The sequence below is a fragment of the Echinicola sediminis genome, from assembly GCF_054777495.1.
The window spans coordinates 48,114-70,702 of the sequence record NZ_BAAHAP010000013.1 but is presented as its reverse complement, the minus strand read 5'-3'; the positions used below and the strand labels follow the sequence as shown (position 1 = coordinate 70,702).

The 22,589-nt window shown below is 42.9% G+C and carries 15 protein-coding genes; 7 read left to right on the top strand and 8 right to left on the bottom strand.

Going from position 1 to position 22,589, the window contains the following annotated elements:
• Window positions 1-233: 233 nt before the first annotated feature.
• Complete coding sequence (locus ACYVAA_RS05285; protein ID WP_460539198.1) at window positions 234-1,241, top strand: DUF3500 domain-containing protein; 1,008 nt, start codon at window positions 234-236, stop codon at window positions 1,239-1,241.
• 425 nt (window positions 1,242-1,666) lie between these two features.
• The gene (locus ACYVAA_RS05280; RefSeq protein ID WP_460539196.1) at window positions 1,667-3,217 is read left to right on the top strand and encodes a dockerin type I domain-containing protein; all 1,551 of its coding nucleotides are present in this window, start codon (window positions 1,667-1,669) and stop codon (window positions 3,215-3,217) included.
• Window positions 3,218-3,301: 84 nt separating this feature from the next.
• On the opposite strand, the gene ACYVAA_RS05275 is transcribed toward ACYVAA_RS05280, so the two are convergent.
• From ACYVAA_RS05275 to ACYVAA_RS05255, 5 genes are all read right to left on the bottom strand, one after another.
• Complete coding sequence (locus ACYVAA_RS05275; protein ID WP_460539194.1) at window positions 3,302-8,170, bottom strand: DNA repair ATPase; 4,869 nt, start codon at window positions 8,168-8,170, stop codon at window positions 3,302-3,304.
• A gap of 107 nt (window positions 8,171-8,277) precedes the next feature.
• Window positions 8,278-10,365, bottom strand: coding sequence for a flotillin family protein (locus ACYVAA_RS05270; RefSeq protein ID WP_460539192.1), 2,088 nt, complete (start codon window positions 10,363-10,365; stop codon window positions 8,278-8,280).
• 14 nt (window positions 10,366-10,379) lie between these two features.
• Window positions 10,380-11,072: a hypothetical protein gene (locus tag ACYVAA_RS05265; RefSeq protein ID WP_460539190.1), complete on the bottom strand. Its 693-nt coding sequence runs from the start codon at window positions 11,070-11,072 to the stop codon at window positions 10,380-10,382.
• Between the two features lie 2 nt (window positions 11,073-11,074).
• A complete protein-coding gene (locus tag ACYVAA_RS05260; protein WP_460539188.1) occupies window positions 11,075-11,791 on the bottom strand; it encodes a PspA/IM30 family protein in 717 nt (238 codons plus the stop codon).
• A gap of 11 nt (window positions 11,792-11,802) precedes the next feature.
• Complete coding sequence (locus ACYVAA_RS05255) at window positions 11,803-12,198, bottom strand: molecular chaperone Tir (protein ID WP_460539186.1); 396 nt, start codon at window positions 12,196-12,198, stop codon at window positions 11,803-11,805.
• A gap of 287 nt (window positions 12,199-12,485) precedes the next feature.
• Here ACYVAA_RS05255 and ACYVAA_RS05250 point away from each other — a divergent pair, with 287 nt between their 5' ends.
• A complete protein-coding gene (locus ACYVAA_RS05250; RefSeq protein WP_460539184.1) occupies window positions 12,486-13,238 on the top strand; it encodes a helix-turn-helix domain-containing protein in 753 nt (250 codons plus the stop codon).
• Window positions 13,239-13,380: 142 nt separating this feature from the next.
• On the opposite strand, the gene ACYVAA_RS05245 is transcribed toward ACYVAA_RS05250, so the two are convergent.
• The 3 genes from ACYVAA_RS05245 to ACYVAA_RS05235 form a co-directional block, all read right to left on the bottom strand.
• Window positions 13,381-14,709: a Gfo/Idh/MocA family protein gene (locus ACYVAA_RS05245; protein ID WP_460539182.1), complete on the bottom strand. Its 1,329-nt coding sequence runs from the start codon at window positions 14,707-14,709 to the stop codon at window positions 13,381-13,383.
• Between the two features lie 128 nt (window positions 14,710-14,837).
• Entirely contained in the window at window positions 14,838-15,596 is a 759-nt protein-coding gene (locus tag ACYVAA_RS05240) for a 3-keto-disaccharide hydrolase (protein ID WP_460539180.1), read from the bottom strand.
• A 246-nt stretch (window positions 15,597-15,842) separates the two neighbouring features.
• Window positions 15,843-16,976 carry a geranylgeranyl reductase family protein gene (locus tag ACYVAA_RS05235; protein ID WP_460539178.1) on the bottom strand — a complete coding sequence of 378 codons (1,134 nt, stop codon included), beginning with the start codon at window positions 16,974-16,976 and terminating at the stop codon, window positions 15,843-15,845.
• Window positions 16,977-17,260: 284 nt separating this feature from the next.
• Here ACYVAA_RS05235 and ACYVAA_RS05230 point away from each other — a divergent pair, with 284 nt between their 5' ends.
• The 4 genes from ACYVAA_RS05230 (at window position 17,261) to ACYVAA_RS05215 (ending at window position 22,441) form a co-directional block, all read left to right on the top strand.
• Window positions 17,261-18,445, top strand: coding sequence for an aspartate aminotransferase family protein (locus tag ACYVAA_RS05230; RefSeq protein ID WP_460539176.1), 1,185 nt, complete (start codon window positions 17,261-17,263; stop codon window positions 18,443-18,445).
• A gap of 113 nt (window positions 18,446-18,558) precedes the next feature.
• On the top strand, window positions 18,559-19,179 hold the full coding sequence (locus ACYVAA_RS05225; RefSeq protein ID WP_460539174.1) for a DKNYY domain-containing protein: 621 nt from the start codon (window positions 18,559-18,561) through the stop codon (window positions 19,177-19,179).
• Between the two features lie 224 nt (window positions 19,180-19,403).
• Window positions 19,404-20,780: an outer membrane protein assembly factor BamB family protein gene (locus ACYVAA_RS05220; RefSeq protein ID WP_460539172.1), complete on the top strand. Its 1,377-nt coding sequence runs from the start codon at window positions 19,404-19,406 to the stop codon at window positions 20,778-20,780.
• A gap of 1,025 nt (window positions 20,781-21,805) precedes the next feature.
• Complete coding sequence (locus ACYVAA_RS05215) at window positions 21,806-22,441, top strand: peroxiredoxin (RefSeq protein ID WP_460539170.1); 636 nt, start codon at window positions 21,806-21,808, stop codon at window positions 22,439-22,441.
• The last annotated feature ends 148 nt before the right edge of the window (window positions 22,442-22,589 follow it).

The window sequence follows — 22,589 nt, the reverse complement described above, 5'->3', positions numbered from 1 at the left end:
TGGACTTTCCTTACCAAACCTGACAGGTTTCCTTTAGCTAGTAAAAAAACGAAGTCTCTCTTTAGAGTCAGTTAACCATTCAATCCATTGAACAATCAACCGCTCTCTTAAAATCTGACCAGGAGATCATACGTTTCTACATAGGAGCCCCTAATTTTTACATATACGGTGAGATGGAAATGGGCAATTACCACTATCTTTTATAACTGTAGTATCTAAAACCCCAAAAAACCATGAAAACATTATTTCTTTTTTTAGCAGCCTGCGCGGTTTCCTGTTTGCTCGCTTGTGATTTTTCAAACCCTGACTTGGCAATAGATTTTCTGAATTCCTTAACCAAGGAACAAAGAAGCAAAGCACAAATGCCCTTTGATCATGCTTCCAAATCCTCTTGGCATTATTTCCCATCAACGATGTACCAAAGGAGCGGAATCCAATTGAACGAGCTGGATACCGACCAAAAAAACCAATTATTCAAGCTGCTCCGTTCTTTTCTGTCAGAATCAGGGTACAATAAATCCATGAAAATCATAGACCTGGAAAATGTACTTGCAGCGCTTTCCGGAAACACCGAAATGCGTGACCCGGAAAAATACCACGCTGCCTTCTATGGGAACCCTGCCAAAGACAGTTTGTGGGCCTGGTCTTTTGAAGGACACCACCTATCATTGAATTTCACGGTACACCACCAGGAAATATCCGCTGCACCGAGATTTATGGGAGCCAATCCAGCCACTATTTTAAGTGGAAAAAGAAAAGGAGAGCGTACCCTTCAGAGAGAAGAGGACCTAGGATTTGATTTGATCAATTCCCTCGATAAGAAGCAACAGGATTTGGCCATTTTACAGGAAAAAGCCTTTCCTGACATCATCACCTCAAATAACAGTAAAGTAGATCCTTTACATCCTATCGGGATTAAATACGAAGAACTGAACCTAAGCCAACGCGCTATTCTGTTGGAATTGATCAACGAATACCTGAGCAATATGCCCGAAGCCTTGGCCACAAAACGGATGGAGCGCCTAAAGGAGGAGGAATTGAATGCTATCGGTTTTGCCTGGGCGGGAGCCACATCGCCTGGTATAGGCCATTATTATAGGATTCAGGGGAAGACTTTTCTGGTGGAATTTGACAATACCCAAAACAAGGCCAACCATATCCATTCTGTCTGGAGGGATTTCGATGGGGACTTTGGAAGGGACCTGATCAGGGAACATTATGAGAACGACCATCACCATTAGTGAATGGCTTGTTTGTTATTGGTTGTTGGCTACTGGTAAATGGTCATTGGGGAATTTTAAAAGAAACAGTTCTTATTGATTTTTAGTGGCTACAATTGGTAAAAACTGCTCTCCTCTGTTTAATTAGTTGGAGATGGATCGAGCGAATGTTGGCACTTCTCTCGGACTGCACCCTCATGGTCAGTTTGCCGGGGATTAACTATATTGCCCCTACTTTTTGATCAATTAGTAAATATCCCCTGTTTTTTGTATTTTAATCTATCAAGAACGGTAACCGAAAGCTTATTACCTCCATCCTTTACCACCTGCCTCATATTAACAAGGATCAAATAATAGCACAATAACTCTTTTACAGGCTAAAAATGGGCTGATTAACCATTGCCCACATTTGATCATAGTTTGTTTTAACTAAAACCTTGGAAATCATGAAAGCATCTTATCTCTTTTCTGCCTTCCTCCTTGTGTTAATTTCCTGTGGGGGAGGAACTGAAGACCAGGAATCAGTTATTCCTATTACGGAAGAGGCCCTCTTGGAACACGCTCCCGCTGAGGAACCTAGTGTAGCTTTACAAAATTTGCCTGCCAACTTCACCCCATTATTCACCATAGGAGACCTTAACGAAGATCAAAAGGTGGATTCCAACGATCTGGAAACTATCCGACAGCTGCTCAGTACCGGAGAAATTGGTTCAACCCCTTGTGCTGTGGCTGGTGATATCGATGGCAATGGAGAAATCAACGAAACAGACCAGGGCTTGTTAGAGGCCTACCTAGAAAAGAGCAGTGGAGAGGAATTCACCCTGTTTTCCCAACCCTACCTTTCTTGTTCGTATTCCAAATTTTGGGTCGCGGCAAACTATCTGGGGTTGGCAGAATATGAACTCCAACTTTATATCCCCAATTGGGCGGAACTTGATATTTCGATCAGCTCTGGACATGAGGAATGGCCCATTGAAGTCGGACAAAACGATGCGACCTATGACATCTACCTACCCACCGAATTTGACCAGGATTACTTTGATCTTAGAATAAAAGTGGGTTTAAAATATGATTACCATCTTTATCTTCCCATTGCTTATTTGGAAAGGGAGAAAGAAATAGTAAAAGACAGCACCGTGGTGACAACTCCCCCCACCCCTGCTTCTCCTCCTGACTGCCCACAAAGAGGCGGTGGATGTGAAGCTTTGCTGATTGATTATTCCAAAAAAGTATGGTTTGAGTTTGATGCGGATCCCATTGCCGACGAGCTGCCAACTTTGGGATGCAACCTCACCCATATCACGCCCTATATGAAAAGCATCCCAAGCCCAACTACTGTGGGCGGCTTTACCATTTACAAACCCAGCCAAGCGGAAATCAATGCCGCAAGAACCCATAACAGAACCGAACATACTGCCGTCAATAATGCCATCAACGCCCATCGGACAGCTATCGGAGCAGGAAAAGAATTGGTCATTGAAGTGCTCAGTGGGCATGGAAGCCCTTGCCCAGGGGTGGTGGGCGCCCAATCAGGTCCATCTATTTTCCGAAACACGTTCCATGCGGGAAACTACGGAGCTCTTGCCCAAAAAGCTTGCGGATGGTTTACAGTTGATATTTCTTGTTTTTCCGGATGCACTCCCAGATTAGTCGATGGTTTGGAAAACCTGGGTAGAGGCACCCGAGGCACCGTAAATGCACAAAACATCGCCTTCCACGCACCTTATGAGTGTACCACCAGCTTTGGAGCAAGCAGTACAGCCAATGCCATTACCAATGGCCAAGCGGGCAATTTTGCTTCAAGTATTGGCACTATTCTTCATAACGAAGTGCTGCTGAGAAACCAAGACATTCAAAATGGCAATCCGCCCACCGACTATACCCGCTTGATCAATGTACTTAGAAACCCTTTGACATTAGCTCCCGCAGGACGTTATATTGACCACGGCTACATGTTCTGCAAGCCGAACCATAGTCACTTTAAAACAGGCATTTAGGTTAAAGGACTTTATAAAAAGAAAAGGGTCGGGATTTGAAATCCCGACCCTTTTACTCCATAACACCACACAGAATTTACTTCCTTACCTCTCAAACCCCTTCTGCAAAACAGCTTTGATCCCTTCCAGGTTTTCGCTGAAAGCCATCATTTGGGACAGTAATTGAGCCATTTCAGTTTTATTTCCAAACCCTTTTAACTTATTGTTCTTCCTAAAAGTGGTTTTGATGGAATCCCACCTGTCCTGTTCTTCCGAAGAAAGGATTCCCCTCAATTCTTTGTATTTCAAAAGATTGGCTTCTGCAGCCGCGGTTAAGGTCTGTGATTCATTTTCATAATGGGCCAATAACAAACCGTCCAGTTCTACCTCATTCATAATTGGCACCACTTTGGCGATCAATTTGTTCATATCCCTGTAGGAGCCCTGTAGTTTAAAAGCCGGCTCGGTACGGTATTCATCTTCCATACCAGCGGAACGGATATATGCCTCATTGACCTTCAAAACGGTATCCCTGATATTCAGTACCTTTTTCAATACCGACTCATAATCCTGTAATTCCTGAGGAGTATGATTCCCCTTCAATTCGCCGTTTTCAGCTCCGTTCTCCACCCTATTGATCAAAGTGTAGACATCCTCAAAGCTTTTACTACTGAGCTGATGCAACACCGTATTGGAAGTCAATGCATTTTCCACCAAACTAAGCCTGAACAGGCTGGCAGTATCCCCGATGATATCGCCGAGGTTATAGATGTCCGCCCTGTTGGCCAACATGTCCGGGATCTTGAATTTCTCCCCACTCTCTGTATAGGGATTACCGGCCATGATCACACAGAATTTCTTTCCTCTAAGGTCATAGGTTTTTGGCTTGCCATTAAACACTCCTTCGATTTTCCGGGTCCCATCCGAGAGAGAAATGAACTTCTGCAAAAACTCCGGATTACAATGTTGGATATCATCCAGATAAAGCATCACATTATTCCCCATCTCAAAAGCCAGGTTTAGCTTTTTCAATTCCTCCCTAGCAGCTGAATTATTCGCAGAAGCCGGATCCACCGAAGTCACTTCATGTCCGATGGCCGGCCCATTGATTTTCATAAAGACCAAGCCAAGGCGGTTGGCGATATACTCCATCAAGGTGGTTTTACCATAGCCGGGAGGTGAAATCAGCAGCAACATCCCCATTCTGTCGGTACGCTTGTTATCCCCGACACTTCCAAGCTGTTTGGCCAGATTATCCCCAAACAAGGGGAAATAAACCTGGTCAATCAACTTGTTCCTTACAAAAGAGGTCAATACCCTCGGTTTGAATTCTTCCAGTTTCAGCTGATCCCGTAATTCCTCGACCACTTGGTGCTTTGCCTTTCTAAAAGCATTATAAGCTTCCACCTCATAGACCACAAAATGATCCAGTGCTTGCGTGAATTGATGAAAATCAAAGTTCATCCCCCCCTCTTGAATAGTCGCATGCTCTCCCTTGAGCCCAGTAATTTTAGCGGTAGGACTCGCTTCAATCAGGTTCCTTTTCACTTCAGGATAAAGTAAATTACATGATGCCTCATCGATATAATCCAAGGCAAGAAATTGTCCCTTTACCTTGACAAAGGCCTTCAACCATTGCCTGATCAACTTGATCTTCGCCGAGGCATTTCCCAGCCTTTCGAGATTACTATAAAATTGTTCATGGGCATTTTTCTTTTGGAGCATTTCTTTAAACTCATCACCCAATCCGGCCGCTGTACCGCTCAGGGCAAAATGATCATCCCCCTGAAGTTCATCAAACAGGTAATGTGCCGCTGCATGAACATGCTCTGCGCCAAATAAACCAGTGTGCTCACCAAAGTGCTGAATAGCCTGTTTTAGTTCTTCAATCAGAAAATCATATTCCCGTGAGGTAGGAAAATACTTCAGAACCAAACCTGAAGCCTTTATGGAATGGTTAAAGGCTTCTTGGGCCTTTGCCTCCAAACTATGCCAAAAATACTGGGAAAAAGCTCGAACCCTTGGAGTATAGATCAGAATTTTTAGCTCATGATGTTTCTGGACCAATACCTTAAGGATTTTTGCTGCATCTTCATCATGAACGCCTTTGACATATCCCTCTGCATAATTACTGCTGCTTTCTTCCTGTACCACTTTCAGTAAATCGGCCTCACCCAATGCAGCGAGGCTATCGGGGTCTTCCTGCTTATATAACTTATAAGCCAAATAGGAGGACCTGTATACCTTGCCATTTTCTGACACAAACTCTTGGTTCCAGTAAGCTTGACTTCCGTCCAAAACTTTATGATCGAGTTCCTGATAGAAATCCGTTCCACTCAAATGGTAGCAAAGCTTGCCGTTTTTGGTAACTATAGAAAGGTCTAATTCCTGACGGTTTACCCCAAATTTGTGTTTGCCCAATTTGATGATATTTTCCCCGTCTTCATAGAGGTCAAGCTTATCTTTCAGCTTTCGGAGGGCATCCTCTCGGCTGGTCTTTAAGGAAGTTTCTATTTCCTCCGCATTACCACTATCTTCTAGTTCCCTCAGCTGATCAACGATGTCCCTCAGCTTGCCCACCATGAGATCTGCGGCAAAATATCCATTGATCTCAGCTACGGACTTCAAGCTATCGGCTTTTTTCCCAATGCTTTTTAGGATCCTTTCAGAAGCTGTCTTCAGGGCTATGGCCCTTTTATTCCGCTTTTCGGTGATAGCCCCTTTTTTACTTTCAAAAGCATTATATACCTCCTCGCGCTTCTCTATAATGTCGGTAACAAATTCCTCGTAATCGGCAAACTTCCCTTCAATTTCCTCCAGTTGGACACCTATTTTGGTCAGAAACTCGTCACATTTCTCAGGTGTAGCGGCAATGTCCAGATAGTTAATGATACTTTGATCGATCAGTTTGAGCTGAGCAGCAAAATCTGCTTTGGCCTCTTTGCTTCCCAAACTTTTCCGCTTATTCTTGATAGCCGCCTTCAACTGATTAATGGTGGCAAAAATCAATGAAATATTATCAATTATTTTTGTAGAATGTGAGGTGTCTTCTATCTCCAAATTAGAAACGATGTCTATCAGCATCTCCAGGTCCTTTGCAATTTGATTGACCTCCTCTTCCAGTTTCTTGGCCTCTACCACCTTACTGATCTTTTCAAGCTCCCGCTGCTTTTCAATAACCTTCTCATGATATGGCTGCAGGGCTTTCTCATCCAACAAAAAGGCCACACATCTTCTGGAAATTTTATGGGTCTGTTCCCCAATCTCTTCTTCCAAGGATTTTAGAAACGCCTCATCCACATACCTGATTTCATAAAGGCTGATCACTTCCCCCCTCAATGCCCTTAACTGGGAAAGCACTTCCACAAATTCATTTATGCTTCTGAAAGATGCGCTTTTTATCTTGCTAAATAGAACTTGGGACTTTTCTTGAATCTCTTTGGTCCTTCCGGCCGCATTCTTCTTTAACTGAACCACCTTCTGAAACTCATCAATGGCCGCATTGGCAGCTTCATTGATGGATTTTAAGGGCTGGTTCAATTGGGCGGTTGATGCTTCATCAAGCCAGTAATAGGAATCCAGGATATCCTTAGAAACCTTTGCTATATCACTATAAAGACCATCATAATTATCCTCCTTGCTAAGCAGGACAATCAGTTCATGGGACTCTGCCATGGCCTTGACGATATCCTTATTACCTATCTTATACAAAAAGCTGTCCTGGTGCTGTGATGGCAAAATATCTCCTTCCAAATAGGCTGTTTGCCATATCTGCATCATATGATGCTTGGTCTGCTCCTCTTCTGCTTTAAAGTAACACAGCTCTCCGTTGGGAAGAACGGTGAATCCTCCACAAACAATTGGGGTTTTGATTTCTTGTTCAATTACATTATAATCCATCAGGACATAGGTTCCTTTTTCAGGGGCATAAAACTTAAAGAGGTAGTCTTCTCCATTGGGAGATGCCACCGTTCCCTGAAACTTGAGTCTGTCCAGCTCATTCTTAAAAACGTGGTATTCACCCGTCTGAAGGTAATAGCCATTGGGAAAGATGATGCCCTGATCATCTGGAAGCAAAACCGCTGCGTCTTTTATGGAATCTATCTTTTGTACTTCCTGCATCTTATGGTTGTACACAAAATAGCGTGGCTTTTCCTGGAAAGGTTTGATCTCCAACACTATCAAATTACCCAGGTCAGCAAACCTTATCTGGCCATCATCTAAGGTCTGATCAGAATAATCTACCGGCTCGGAAAAAATACCCATGCCATCATCGGTATTGTCTTCTATCTTGATGGTCAGATCACCGCCAATCGTTTCCACAAACACCTTGTCCAAAATCGACACATGGGGATGCTGTCCGTACCGTTGCATATCCCTGGTCGCTTCCTCCCAGTTGAACTGGTGCTGTTTCGGAAATTTATATTCGTGTTCGCTTCGGTTATCAATGTATTTCAGCTGCCTGTCGGCAATCAACCATTTGAATGTTTTGATGTCCGTCACACTGTCACTCAGCTGAAAAACCATATGGAGGTAATTGCCGATAATGGCAAACTTGGCAAAAATGGTGTTTCGATAATATTTGTACAGATTGGAAAAGTCATTAATAAAAGCCTCATCTTCCAATAAGGTCAATGATACGGGTTCAAACCGATTGTCCTTGAACTCATAGATGCTGAATACATCAGACAACTTAATATCGGTCCTAAGGCCGAAATGCACATTATAGCCAAAAATACAGGTATTGCCCAAGGAAATGATATCTCGGGCCACACAGTTATTTTCAGTACTGACCCGATTATTTGCAATTAACTTTGTCTCAAGGGAGCCAAAAACTGTTTTCCGGGCATCGTTTAATTTATGCAATCGCTTCTGCAAGTCCTCCTTATGACCATTCAACCGCTTGCGAATAATTTCATAAGTTCCCCCGTCCAAAGCTTCTTTACTTACTGTGGTTTGATCGTCTTGCTTCATCTTTTTGGTCAATATTGATTTTCCGTTTGGGAAATTCCCCGCCTACCTTCTGGGAATTCCTCTTAGATTGAAAAAAATAAGGCTGCCACCTTGGGCAGCCTATGGTCTTAAATCAACTTATTGTTCAGTCCGGAAACTTTCTTATCTGAAATCCCCTTACTCTTTGCCAAATTGAACAGGTTACCTAGCATCGACTGTTCCTCTTTGTCCTTGGACCTTTCCTGAAGCTCTATCAATAGGTTCGCAATAGTGAAGTTTTTGACGTCCTCAGAAGAAATTCCGTACTTCTTGGAGAAGTCCCTTACCTTCTCCAGCAGGTTGCCCTTGGCATAATCATCTCCCAAGATGGATTCTTTGACTTCCTGGATATTGGTACTGTTTTGCACCAATCTATCGAACCCTTTACCTCGGGTAATCTGTCCGATGATCTGATCAAAGAACATGGTTTCACCACCCACAATGTCGATTTTGGCCGCTTTCAAGGCATCACTGATGACCTGGGCTTGGGCATCGGCAATGTCTCTTTGGATGTTGATATTGGCAAGATCCACCTGTAGTTCCTTATCCAGACGCAACTTGAACTCTTCGTGCTCTTTGCCCACTCCGTCAAGCTTCTTCATGGCAGCCGCTTTTTCCTCAATGCCGGCCGCATCTGCCAAAGCCTTTTGTTTGATCACTTCAGCTTCAGACTGGCCTTCTTTAAGGTTAGCCGCAGCTTTGGCTTCAATACCGGCTGCTTCGGCCTTGGCCTTTTTCTCTATGATCAAAGCTTCTACCGTTCCCTGTCTTTCGCTGGCATCTGCCTTCGCATGCATTACCTGAGCCTCTGACATACCGATGGTAGCCTCTTCCTTGGCTTTGGCATCCGCAATGGTTTTTCTGGCTTCTGCTTCTTTTTCACTGGCATCCTTTCTTGCCTGAGCTTCAATATTGATCTCTTCAGCCTTTTGCTTGGCCGCCTCTTTTTGTGCTTCCGCAGTCTTGATTGTTCTGATCAGCTCTTCTTGGGCATTAGCTTCGGCAATAGTTATCCTCACCTGCTTCTCACGCTCAGCGGTTTTGAATTCCTGGATATCCTTCATGTTTTCCTGCTCTTCGACCACGCCTTTTTCCAGCATCACACGGTCCCTGATCACATCTTGTATATTCTTCTTCTCTACCTCGACTACTTTCTCTTTCTCTATCTGGGCAAGGGTGACAATACGCTCCCTTTCAGTAGCTTCGAGCATTCTGTCCTTTTCCACTCTTTCACTTTCCACAGCATCCGTACGCTCCTTGTTTTTGGCTGCCACAATCACCTGACGGGCCATGTTTTCTTCAGCCACTTTCACTTTTTCCTCTGTGGAAATACGTGCAGATTCTGCTTTCAGTCTTTCCTCTTCCGCTACTTTGCTGATCTCAGCAGACTCACGGGCTTTGATATTGGCAATCTCCCGTTTTTGTTGCTCTTCTTTTTCAGCCAATTGTTTGTCCAGCTCTAAAATGGCCTCCTTGGCCTCCACATCCTGCTTTCTGATGGTCTTTTCCTCATCTCTTTTGATAAGGTTGGCCTTCATATTCTGAACAGCAGTCAGTTCCGTGATTTTCTTGATACCTTCCGCGTCCAGGATATTATCAGGCTTCAGATGGCTTATCGGTGTCTGCTCCAAGAAATCAATGGCACAGTCCTCCAAGGTATAACCATTCAGATCGGTACCGATAATATCCACAATCTCATCCCTGAATTCCCTTCTGGCTTCATAAAGCTCTATAAACTGGAACTTCTTACCCACCGTCTTGAGTGCTTCAGAGAACTTTGCCTCAAAAAGGTCTTCCAAGGTTTCAATCCTTGAAGCTCTGTCCACCCCGATGGTTTGGGCCACTCTCTTGATGAAGGCCACATCATTGTTGACCCGCACAAAAAAGGCTACTTTGATATCCGCCCGCATATTGTCCTTACATATCAGTCCCTCATGGGCCATCCGTTCGATTTGGATTTTCTTGACCGAGATATCCATGATCTCCACTTTGTGGAAAACAGGTATCACGTAGAGCCCTTTGTCAGTGGCTACCTTGGTGCCCCCAAAACCTGTCCGGATAATGGCCCGGCCCTGTGGCACCTTCCTGTAAAACATCGCAATAATTACGAAGTAAACAACGATTAGGAACAGTACTCCCCCTAATCCAATTCCGATAATTGGTATTAAATGATTCATGTTGATAAAATAGTTTAGTCGTTGTATGATTGAACTAAAAAGTAATGCTTGTCAGCAGATTGTTTGATTATTAGGATTTTGTCATGGTAATTGAGTGTTTCCCCATTAAGGGACTTCACATAGATGGACATGGGATCCCCATTGACATGGACCTCTGCATTGCCCATTTTTTTCCCGGAAATCGTGGATAGCAGTATTCCCTGCCTCCCTATAAAATCAATGGCCTTGTCCCCATCTTTGTTCAAGTACTTAAAGAAGCCCTTAAAGGGTGTTGTAAAGATTTTTGTCAAAATCAAGGAAGTAAAAAACGCCACGATCAAGATTCCGAAACCCAGCACGTTGGCATAGGACGCTGTCAACGCCGTGGCCAAAACCGTACTGAACCACCAAATAAAGACAAAGCAGGTCAAAGTGAACATAAAAGGCAAGCCCACAAAATTGAAGTAGATCAAAAAGATCTGCCACCCTTTCAGGGGCTGCACCCTTTTCCCGACCACATCATCTTTATGGATTTCTGCATTGGCCATGTCCTGGAGTTCCATCCCCGCTCCTTCCACATCCACAGCAGTATCCACGTCTATGTCCATATCCAGTTCGAAATCAATCCCACTTACCATGGTCAGCAGCCAGTAGACCACCAATAAAATGAGAAAGATGGTCAATGTTAGGTTTACCGGTGAAAACAGTATGTTTATTAAGCTGTCCAATGTTAAGTGTTTTTATCTTTGTTTATTCCTAATTGATCTTTTAGTTTACCCAAATCGTCATCGGCCTTTGCCTCGGAGGAATTGGCGGCTTTTTCAAGCTCATCATCGATGGATTTTGTTGCACTGGCAATTTCCCCGTAAGCCTCTGCCAAAGCTTCTTCCTGTGCCACTTTTTCCTTCATTCTTTCCAGCATGGAAACGGTGCTGCTGCTATCTATTTCAGCCATTTGTTTGTTAAGACTCTTGGTCGCCTTACTTACTTTTACCCTGGCCTTGAGGGTACGCAGTTCGTTTTCCCAGTTACCGATGCTGGCTTTGATCGACTGTATGTTCTTGTCCAACTGAGCCACGTTATCATTAAATTTCTGGGCTTCCTCCCCTGCTTTTTCCACCAGTTGTTGCATCTCCTCTTTCTTTACCAATGCTTCTTTTGCCAATCGGTCCCCTTCTGCAGCTTCCATATTTCCCTGCTGCACCTTTTTAAGGATCAACACGGCCTTATTGTGATAATCCTCCTTCTTCTCTGTATATCCCTCCTGATCATTTTTGGCACGGATAGCCAAGGCTTTCACCTGGGCAAGAGCTTCCAGGTTCTTGTCCAGATCCTGTCTAAGATCACGGATTCCCTGTTCGGTCAACTTAATAGGGTCCTCCATTTTATCAATGGCCGCATTTGCTTCTGCTTCCCCTATCTTAAATAATCGCTTAAAAATGTTCATATCATTTGGATTTAGTATTTAGAAAACTCAATAATTCGATCGGAATATTCACTCATCAATAAGCTGAGTGAATTCAATGAACCTTCCAGCTCATTTAAGTCCATATTTTCAATTTGGAGCGTGTCCCTGAAAATCACCTTCGAGCCCGAATCGTCCAAAACAAAAGCCCCATGGATAATGTCTCGGTTTTTCTGCAATAAACTCTTGAAGACCTTTTCTGACTGGTTGTTGATCCTGAACAGGAATTGCTCCATGATTAAAATAGGAGGTGCTACCCCTAAGATTAAATTCTTTATCCCAAAACTCTCTTTCTGAACCATTAATATCCCTTCTGCATCATTCTCAAAAACTACGTCAAAATTAAGTTCCAGTAAAAAGTTCTTGGTTATTTGAAAGTGGTTTTTCATCCGAAAACTGTTTTAAAAATCCCCTATATTTAATGCATAATAATACGAAAATCCCGATAGTTTTAAGTCCATTTCACTTGCTTATTCACTAATAATTTAAGAGAAGTACTACAGTCACTTAAACTCATCAGGCACCAAAATCAGCTAACACTATTAGTATCCTTCACAAAATCTTCCCCCAGTCAATTTTTAACGTCAATTATATTAGTATTTATCATTGTATTTCGCTAACATTGTTAGGTAAATATACATAACAGATTTTATATTGCAAATTATTTTAGCTAAAAATGTCATATTTTGGTAAAAATATTAGGAAGATCAGAAATGTTAAAAAACTTAGCCAACAAGCATTAGCAGAGCTTTTCGACCTGAAAAGAGGTACTCTGGGGGCTTATGAAGAAGGTAGAAGTGAACCAAAACTGGAGACCATTATAAAAATAGCTAACCATTTTAGCATATCCATCGACGACCTCTTGACCACCGAACTTACCGTTAACAAGCTTCTTAAGTTCAAAGGCGACCTCAGCCTACAGGGAAACTATCAAAAAGAGCAGTTTATCAAAATCCCCTGTATTACTCCCAGCAGTGAAAAAGACTATATACAGTATTATAACAAGTCCCATTTCATAGAAGACCTCCCTACCCTTCAGCTTCCCATCTCATCAGGCAAAACCTTCAGAGGATACCTTATCTCCAATCTGGAAATGACTGATCAAGATAAAGACCTCCGACCAAAAGATGTGGTCATCGGCGAACTTGTTGCTGAAGAAGACATTGATAATCTCAAAGACGGTTCATTGGTCTTTATCCTGTATCGGGATAAACTGGTTTTGCGAAAATACTTCCGATCGGACAAAACCATTATTTTACGGGCAACCAACGACAACATTGATGACCTTACCGTAGAACTTTCAGAAATTAAAGAACTCTGGCTTGTCCAATATAGCTTTTCAAAACGATCGACCGGTGACAATGCTGAAATCAAGGATAAAATAGCCTATTTAGAACAAGAATTTCTAAAACTTAAAAATAGGCTTTAAATAATGCTGTTATAAGAAATAATGCTGTTATAAGCCAAAACAAATTGATCCAGGTGCAGCAAAAGCTGCACCTGGTGATTTTATGGCCCCATGTCACGAATTAAATTCTACCGAAACAATAAAAGGCAATAGCTCTTTTTCCTTACACTTTTGGCAATTCCCAACCATTATGGTAGTTGGCAGTAACCAGCTTATTCGCTTCTTTATCTGTAAACAGCCCCTTATCTTTGTCCCAATAGATCTTCTTACCTGTTTTATAGGCAATATTTCCCATGTGGGCATTGATAGCTGCAACACTGCCTGTTTGGATGGCACAATTTAACATTGAAGCATCATTGGCTTTTATGGACTCCACAAAGTTGACGGTATGCCTGTCCAAAGCATTTCCTTCTGGTTTCACTCTGGCCATACCTTCTATCAACGGTTTTCCGCCCTTCTTCTCGGCAATGATTTCCCAGCCACCTCGGTTTACCACCAGTGTTGCGTTGTTACCTATAAAGGCAATACCCTCGGTATAACCATAATTGCCACCGTCTATTCCAGTGGCATGCTCCCAAAGCATATTAAAGCCGTCGTACTCGTAGACTGTCTGCAAAGTATCCGGGGTTTCGGAGGCATCATCAGGATAGGCCAGTTTTCCCCCCGAAGCCATTACCGACTTTGGTGCACTCACCCCCATGGCATAAAGGGCAATATCGATTTCATGCACCCCCCAGTCGGTCATCAATCCGCCCGCATAATCCCAAAACCAGCGAAAGTTAAAGTGAAAGCGGTTTTCATTAAATGGACGTTCCGGAGCAGGCCCCAGCCACATCTTATAATCCACTCCAGCCGGTGGCGTGGAGTCAGGTTTGACCGGCACGGGATTCATCCAACCCTGGTAAGCCCAGCATTTGACAAGACGGATATTTCCCAGCTGACCGGACTTCACAAACTCAATGGCCTGATCGTATTGACTGCCACTTCTTTGCCACTGCCCTACCTGCACCAGCTTACCATAGCGTTCAGCAGCTTTGACCATCAGGTTGCATTCTTCAATGGAATTGGCCAGGGGCTTTTCTACATAAGCATGCTTGCCAGCAGAAATACTGTCCACCAAAGTCAGACAATGCCAGTGATCGGGCGTACCGATGATCACTACATCGATATCCTTATCCTCCAGCATTTTTCGGTAATCCTTATATAATTTCGGCTTCTTTCCTCTCTGCTTCTCTACATCCGCTGCCCTTTGATCCAGTACTGCTTGATCTATATCAGCAATGGCCACACAGTTAACTTGGGGCATCTTAAGAAAAGAGTTCATATTGGACCAGCCCATCCCTTTAGCGCCGATCAGGCCTATATTGATTTGGTCACTGGCTTTTATTTTACGGGTAAACTCCCCAAAATCCTTGGCAGATACAAAAGAGGGTAAGGATAACCCAGCTGTAGCCAACAGGGAGTTTTGTAAAAATTTTCTTCGTGAAGACATGGTTGGTTGTTCGGTTATATTTTATGTTAATAATGATACCTTATCAAAATGTTCTGATTTGAGAAAACGTTTCTTACCTGTTGACAGTCGACCGTCAACAGCTAGTCTAAATCAGTTTAAGAAAAAGCTCAGAGTTTGCGCACCCAGATATTTCTGAAATTGACCAAGTTACCGTGGTCCTGTAATTTGATGGGTAATTCTGCCTCATGGGGTTCATATTTGTGTACACCAACATAGGCAGTGGTCCCTTTAACCTCATAGTGATTCTGAACCAGTACACCATTATGAATAACGGTCACATAGGCAGGTGTTATCACGATACCATCTTCATTGAATCTGGGCGCAGTAAAAAACACATCGTAGGTATTCCACTCTTGTGGAGACCGCATGGCATTGACCAACGGAATTCCTTCTTTGTAAAGAGATGCTGCTTGTCCGTTAGAATAAGTCCTATTATCATAAGAGTCCAAAATCTGAACTTCATAACGCTCCATAAAGAACAGCCCGCTGTTCCCTCTGCCCTGACCTTCTCCTTTTACCACATCAGGCGCCTTCCATTCAATATGTACCTGCACATCACCAAACTTCTCCTTGGTAGCGATATCCCCGGTTCCTGGCTTGACGGTGAAGAAGCCATCATTGACAGTCCATTCAGCTGCCCCTTTTGTTTTCAAACTCTTCCAAGCCCCTAGATCACTTCCATCAAACAGAACAATGGCATCTGAAGGAGCGAGATGGTTTTCCTCCCCAGGACTTACTTTTCTAGGTTCAGGCTTCCATACTTCTGTGGCTTCGGGAGGTAGGTTGACGGGTTTATGTTGGGCAAGGGCCGGAACTACGGCCATAAGACTTCCTGCCATTACTGGCAACAATACATTTAATTTCATCTATTAACTGGGTTTTACTATGATATATAAAAGTGGAAGTTAAGGGTTTTAAACAAAAATGAAAAGGAAAAATTATTTCAAAAAAGAATTCGGTGACCAGCGGTAATAGCTTTCTAAATCGATTAAACTCATTTTTCTCCCTCCTCAATCCAAAATTAAGCACTTGGATAAAGGAGATAAAAAAGAGTACAGCACAAAAAAGCCGAAACCATTTTAAAGTTTCGGCTTTTGCTATGTTTTTTCTTTTTACACCATTTCTCTGATTTTTCTTTTCAGGCTCTTCATCAAATCTTTAGGATAACTTCTTTCGCCTGTAAACACATCCGTCATGGCAGAGATAAAATAATCCCCATATTTTTTCATTAAGAAGTTTCGGATCATTCGCTGGCTATAAAACCATTTGGAAACACTTAGTCCTGTGTTGATCTCCGGCAGCAGATTTTCTTCCAGCTTTGCTTGATAAATTTCTGCCGCTTTTTCGGAATCCAGTCCAGATTCCACGATTGCCTCGACCACCATTTCACCACTCAAAAGGGCATTGGAGATTCCTTCGGCAGTCACGGGGTCTGCAAACCCAGCAGCATCGCCAATCAAAAACACTTTATTTCGGTAAAAGCCATCTGTCCTTGGCGCCACAGGAATTTGAAACCCGTGGGCTTTTTCACTGATCACCTCTTTGATGCCCAGCTTGTCCAAATATTTTCTGTAATACCCCTTTAGGTCGATCCTTACCTTCCGGGCTGAAGCCACCCCTAATGATAGATGGTTTTTCTTGGGAAAGCTCCATGCATAACCATAGGGGATGCTGTCCACATCAAACCTTACTTCCTTAGAAAGCCGCTCAAAATCTTCCGGACTTACTTCTACCTCATACTCCAATGCAGGGATCAGCTTTCTGGTCTCTTTCCACCCGGCCATCTTGGCCGTTGGGCTCAAAGCCCCATCCGCTGCTATGACCATTTTTGCCGCCAAGTCTCCTTGGTCGGTATGCAAGGTCAACTCATCGCCAAAAGTAATCCCGTTCAGTTTATGACCATCCCGGATGGCTACCCCAAGATCTTTTGCCTTATCAATAATAAAACTGTCAAACTCATCGCGCATCACCATACTGATCACCGGCACTTCACGCTTGGTGGTCAGCATGATATCCTCATTTTCAAAATACAGGTTGATTTGATGGAACTCACGCTCTACCACTGGGGAAATATCGAAAGGCAATTTTCTTCTTCCTCTGAAAACAAAACCCCCGCCGCAAGTTTTATACCTTGGCAAGGCTTCTTTTTCGATCAACACCGTCTTGATGCCCTGCTTTGCCAGGTTGTAGGCTGCCGAAGCCCCTGCGGGACCGCTTCCGATAACGGCTACATCAAATAAATCCATGATTATTAAGGTAAACTGATTTAAAAAACGGAGGTAAAGTAAAGAAAATTAAGTCGATAAAACCTCATTTATGACAAATTTTATAGGGCCTTTTAGGTAAAAATCTACCAGAAAGTGTAATTGATATTAACATGACTGTAAAGTTGCCCATTCCGTTTAATATATAAAAAGACCAAGGAAATAGAACAGGATCCATTAATACAGATGCTTCTTTATGCCTCTTTTCCAACAAAAGCCCTTAATTTTGAAACAGGAAATGAAACCATCCATTTGAACCATCTATTATGAATAACCGACAACTCTTCCTCTCACATTTGGCCCAAACCACTGATTTCCCGCTGCTGATAGAAATCGAAAAAGCTGAAGGAATTTACATGTATGGCCCCAATGGTGAGCGGTATGTGGATTTGATCTCAGGGATAGGTGTAAGCAATGTCGGTCACCGTCACCCAAGAGTATTAGGGGCAATTCAGGAGCAATTGGATAAATATTTACACTTAATGGTTTACGGAGAATATGTTCAATCTCCACAAACAAAATTGGCGAAGGAACTGACCAGCACCTTGCCAGAAAAACTGGACAATGTCTATTTGGTCAACAGTGGAAGTGAGGCAGTAGAAGGCGCACTCAAGCTGGCCAAACGCTATACGGGAAGAAGGGAAATCATCAGTTGTACCAATGCCTACCATGGCTCTTCTCATGGCGCCCTTTCGGTCGGAGGCAATGAAATTTTCAAAAGGGCTTACCGTCCCCTATTACCGGGAATGGCCAATATCACTTTTGGAAATAGCGAAGAGCTAAACAGTATCACAGAAGAGACTGCGGCAATTATTGTCGAAACAGTCCAAGGGGAAGCAGGGATAAGAATAGGATCTGAGGCTTTTTTCAAGGCCCTCAGACACCGATGTAATGAAACAGGTACCTTGTTGATCCTGGATGAAATACAGGCGGGATTCGGTAGAACAGGTAAATTCTGGGCTTTTGAGCACTATGGCATACAACCAGACATTCTGGTATGTGCCAAAGGGATGGGAGGCGGCATGCCCATAGGTGCTTTTATCGCTTCTCGTTCTATCATGGAAGTATTTAAAAACAACCCTTTATTGGGGCATATCACCACATTCGGGGGACATCCTGTCAGTGCAGCAGCAGCCCTTGCCACCATCAGGGTACTGAAGGAAGAAAACCTGATTGGCCAGGTGGAAAGAAAAGCCAACCTTTTCAAAAAACGCTTGACCCATAAAAAAATCAACAGCATCAGAAACAAAGGACTCATGATGGCCGTGCAGTTTGATTCATTCGAAGTACTGAAGCCAATTATTGACCGGGCGATAGAATTAGGCGTAATTACGGACTGGTTCTTATTCTGCGACGACAGCATGCGTATCGCACCACCACTAACCATTTCAGAAGAGGAAATTGAGGAGGCCTGCAGGATAATATTACAGGCTATAGAAGAGCGGAGTTAGCCTTTAAATCCATTCATTGAACGCACCCTTATTGAAATTCACCTTGATAAGGATCACTAATTCTTCTGAATGGGATCAGGGCTGTTAGTTAAAGTCAGCTTTATTCGCAAAAAATGAAAACCAAATTTCTGTCCCTCATCTGTCTTCTTTTGTTACTGTTTTCCTGCTATTCAAGGTATCAAAAAGAAGACGGTGTTTGGGCCTGGGTGACCAAGCATCCGGACACTGGAAAAAGAATCACCTCTCTGGAAGGTCTTGATCCAGACAGCTTCACCCTATTAGAAAACAGCAAATACGCACGTGATAAACATTCTGTTTATTACAAAGGAAAACCCATATTCATGGCTGACCCGGTTAGTTTTGCTGTGCTCAATGACAGTGGCTATTCAAAGGATAATAAAAACGTTTACTTTGAAACTGAGAAGATAATTTTAGCCAATCCGGCATCCTTTCAATTTCTAGCTTTTCCTTATTCCAAGGATGAAAGCCATGTTTTTTGTGGCACGCTTCCCTTGCTCTTAAATGAACAAGAAGTGGCTGAATTTAGGGTTACGAATACCGCTGGACAAATGACCGGGGCCAAATCAAACATGAAACTTTCTTATTTTATTGAACTGCATCCTGAATACTTTTGGCTTGACACCCTGGGTATAGAAAATGTCACTTTTGGAGAATGGGGTACCGGAGAAACCGATCAAAAAAAATTCAAGGGGTTCAAAGAAATAAAGGAATGATTTCTCCATAAAGCCAGCTTTAAAACCAACAAGACAAACCTAATCATAAAGGCAAATTCCAGACTAAATTAAATGGTTCAACTTGCTGGCCGACGTTTCTAAAAAAACGTAATAACTATGATATCAACAACTTAATTATTCATCCACCTTTCCCATTCAATAAGGCTATGAAAAAACCCGCTCCCCTAAAAAATGGTCTTATCACATTCTTAGTGGTTTTATTGATGTCTTTGATCAATAGTGGCCACGCATCTCCCCATGTTCCTCAGGACATTCCCCAAGGAGCATCTATAGGATGGAAAGTAAAATTCGAAGGCAGTGATTCTAATCCAATAATAGTGGACAGTACGCTATATATCGGTTCGTTAGATGGAGCATTATATGCATTTGATATCCATACAGGAAGGCCCAAATGGAGCACCCAAACCGGTGAAGGATTAAAAAGCGGGACTGAAATCATCAAAGTTCCTGCTGAAACCGATCTCAATAAACAAATCGAAATTGCCTTATCCAGCATACAGAAGGGGAAAAAAGAAATAAACGCCACGCCGGTATTTGATAAGGAGACCCTTTACGTCGGTTCGGGAGATTTTTCCTTTTATGCAATGGACGCTAAAACCGGTAAGACAAAATGGGAGTATCCTACAAAAGGAGCCATCTACAAAACAGCGCAAGTAAGTGAGAGCTCTGTTTTTGTATTGTCAGACGATGGTTTGCTCCATGCCGTGGATAAACAAACCGGCATGAAAAAATGGGATCACGAAACCTTCCCCAATGCAAGGGAAAGCCCCCCTAATACCTTCCCTTTCACCAGCAATGCCATGCAGCCTTCCAGGGAAAATGGTCTGCTCTTTGTCAGCAACTGGGTACGAGGCCAACCCTTTACTACCTACTTTTACGCTATCCAAGCCGATTCGGGAAAAACCGGGTGGAAACTTAGTTTCGATGGATGGGATGTCACTGAACCTGTCATCTCCGAGGGTATAGCCTTACTTGCCTTTGAAACCCGAAACGCCTCCCCCTTTGAAGATTACGTAAAACTTTATGCTATTGATGCTACTGCTGGAAATATCCTCTGGGAATTTCAACATCAAAAAATCAGTGGCTTTAAAGCTGTTGCCACATCCAAGGACCTGGCTTTTCTGGAAACGGATAACACTCTTTATGCGCTGGATATTAAAACCGGGGAAATCCGTTGGCAATTTGATTTAGAACCAAAGGTCTCTGGCTTGCTTTATCACAAAAGCTTTCATATCGATGGCGATGTCTATGTCATGAACAAAGGGCAATTATATGCATTGGACATGATCACCGGCAAGGAAAAATGGTCGTTGAAACAAGGGGGCAAGTTCAGCATTGTCCAAATCACAGCACCTAACATGTACCTCATGGACAATAAATCCATCCAAGCCATTGATCTTAGCACCGGCAAAAAATCATGGGGATTTACAAGCAAAACACCCATCACTACCGAACTTCTGTTTCATCAGGACAAAATCTATTTTGCGACGAAAACAAGCTCCTATGTGGGGATGAGCAAATTGGACCAAGGCTATTTATATGCATTGGACAGGAAAACAGGCAAAATAAATTCTCGCTGATCAGGACCTTGCCTTATCAAAGCCACCCCCTTCCCCTAAAAGGGGTGGATCAGAATATAACTTTTGGGGATGTAGGAGTAAAAAACTTCAAATTATTTCAATTAATGATGGTTTTTGGGGACGAGAAAAAAATGGTCCTATGTGGAATACTGTGGGTAATCAAATTTAAATATTTGAGTGGATTTAAGTGTATGAATGATCAAAGAAGCCTGGTGCCGATAGCCATCGGCAGGAAATGAACTTTCACAAGTAGTAGGAACGCGGCTAAAGCGACTATACAAGGCACTTCTGGCCCCGGGCCTGTCTGCCCAGGCAGGCAAGACGACATGGGAGGAGAAGCCCGGGGACAATGCAAACAGCGGCTCAAAGCATTAGCCGCCAAAACTTCATATACTGCCAACTTCTTTCCGCTAATGTCTTTGGCCACCTTGAAAAGCCATGCCAAAAACCTGCCTGCAATCCATCCAACAAAGATGACCGGTAACTAGATGTTATAGCATGTTTAGCCACTACAAATCATATAGAACAAAAAAATATTCCCCCAAACGGTTTATTTTATCTTCTTTTTACATCTTTTTCCAAACCTATCCGTATAAGTATATATGTAAGCCCTTAACAAACGGGAATGTCCAGCCAGCACCTATAGGGCGATGGGGACTGGACAGTTGCGAAAGCAGCGCTTTTAAGGGTTAACCCTAGCCCTCCGATATGATGAAAAATATCGGAGGGTTATTTTTTATAAAGTCTCAAGTTAAAGCACGTTGAATTCTCAAAAAATATATTTCTGAAATGGAAAAAGGATGGAGCTTTTTTAAGTTTAGCTTTATTTCTCCGCTTCGCGCTGTTCACTTTGCCGAAAGCACTTTCTTTAATGATCGAGGGACTTTAAAGACTCCCATTATTACGCTACTTTTCATTATTCCAGCCATTCTGAAATTAAATGGATAAAACTAAACTTTATACCGCTCCCTCTCGTTTTCCTACAAAACCTATAGATTTTATTTCAACCAATAAACTTTAATACTATGTCATTAAGATTAGGAGACACTGCACCGGATTTTACAGCAGAAAGCACCAGCGGAAAAATCAGCTTTCATGATTATTTAGGTGATAGCTGGGGAATTTTGTTTTCTCACCCAGCGGATTATACGCCAGTATGTACCACAGAATTGGGCACTGCTGCGAAACTAAAAGGAGAGTTTGACAAAAGAAATGTAAAAATGATTGCCCTTAGTGTGGATGGAATTGATAGCCATCACGGTTGGGTCAAAGACATTAACGAGACACAGCAGACAGAAGTCAATTATCCTATCATTGCCGACCATGACCGTAAAGTTTCAGAACTTTATGATATGATCCATCCCAATGCGAGTCAAAGCGCGACTGTTCGTTCCGTATTCATTATTGGGCCGGACAAAAAAATCAAGTTGATCATCACTTATCCTGCCAGCACGGGAAGAAACTTCAACGAGCTGCTTAGAGTGATCGATTCGTTACAATTAACTGCCGATTATTCCGTGGCCACGCCGGCCAACTGGGAGCACGGACAGGATGTGGTCATCGCCCCGGCCATCACCAATGAGGAAATCCCTGCCAAATTCCCTAAGGGACACAAGGAAATCAAACCTTATTTGAGAACCACTCCTCAGCCGAACTTGTAACACACAAGTTTATCACTGAACGCAAAAGACCCGAATCCAATGATAGGATTCGGGTCTTTTATTGGCCAAACACTAAAGAAAAATCAAGGGATTTTAATAGCTGATTAGCCCATTTTGCAATTATTGAAATTTTCCAACCTTCCAATTT

Coding starts and splice junctions, on each gene's coding strand:
- ACYVAA_RS05285 (WP_460539198.1), top strand. CDS start 234: ATGAAAACATTATTTCTTTTTTTAGCAGCCTGCGCGGTTTCCTGTTTG.
- ACYVAA_RS05280 (WP_460539196.1), top strand. CDS start 1,667: ATGAAAGCATCTTATCTCTTTTCTGCCTTCCTCCTTGTGTTAATTTCC.
- ACYVAA_RS05275 (WP_460539194.1), bottom strand. CDS start 8,170: ATGAAGCAAGACGATCAAACCACAGTAAGTAAAGAAGCTTTGGACGGG.
- ACYVAA_RS05270 (WP_460539192.1), bottom strand. CDS start 10,365: ATGAATCATTTAATACCAATTATCGGAATTGGATTAGGGGGAGTACTG.
- ACYVAA_RS05260 (WP_460539188.1), bottom strand. CDS start 11,791: ATGAACATTTTTAAGCGATTATTTAAGATAGGGGAAGCAGAAGCAAAT.
- ACYVAA_RS05255 (WP_460539186.1), bottom strand. CDS start 12,198: ATGAAAAACCACTTTCAAATAACCAAGAACTTTTTACTGGAACTTAAT.
- ACYVAA_RS05250 (WP_460539184.1), top strand. CDS start 12,486: ATGTCATATTTTGGTAAAAATATTAGGAAGATCAGAAATGTTAAAAAA.
- ACYVAA_RS05245 (WP_460539182.1), bottom strand. CDS start 14,709: ATGTCTTCACGAAGAAAATTTTTACAAAACTCCCTGTTGGCTACAGCT.
- ACYVAA_RS05240 (WP_460539180.1), bottom strand. CDS start 15,596: ATGAAATTAAATGTATTGTTGCCAGTAATGGCAGGAAGTCTTATGGCC.
- ACYVAA_RS05235 (WP_460539178.1), bottom strand. CDS start 16,976: ATGGATTTATTTGATGTAGCCGTTATCGGAAGCGGTCCCGCAGGGGCT.
- ACYVAA_RS05230 (WP_460539176.1), top strand. CDS start 17,261: ATGAATAACCGACAACTCTTCCTCTCACATTTGGCCCAAACCACTGAT.
- ACYVAA_RS05225 (WP_460539174.1), top strand. CDS start 18,559: ATGAAAACCAAATTTCTGTCCCTCATCTGTCTTCTTTTGTTACTGTTT.
- ACYVAA_RS05220 (WP_460539172.1), top strand. CDS start 19,404: ATGTCTTTGATCAATAGTGGCCACGCATCTCCCCATGTTCCTCAGGAC.
- ACYVAA_RS05215 (WP_460539170.1), top strand. CDS start 21,806: ATGTCATTAAGATTAGGAGACACTGCACCGGATTTTACAGCAGAAAGC.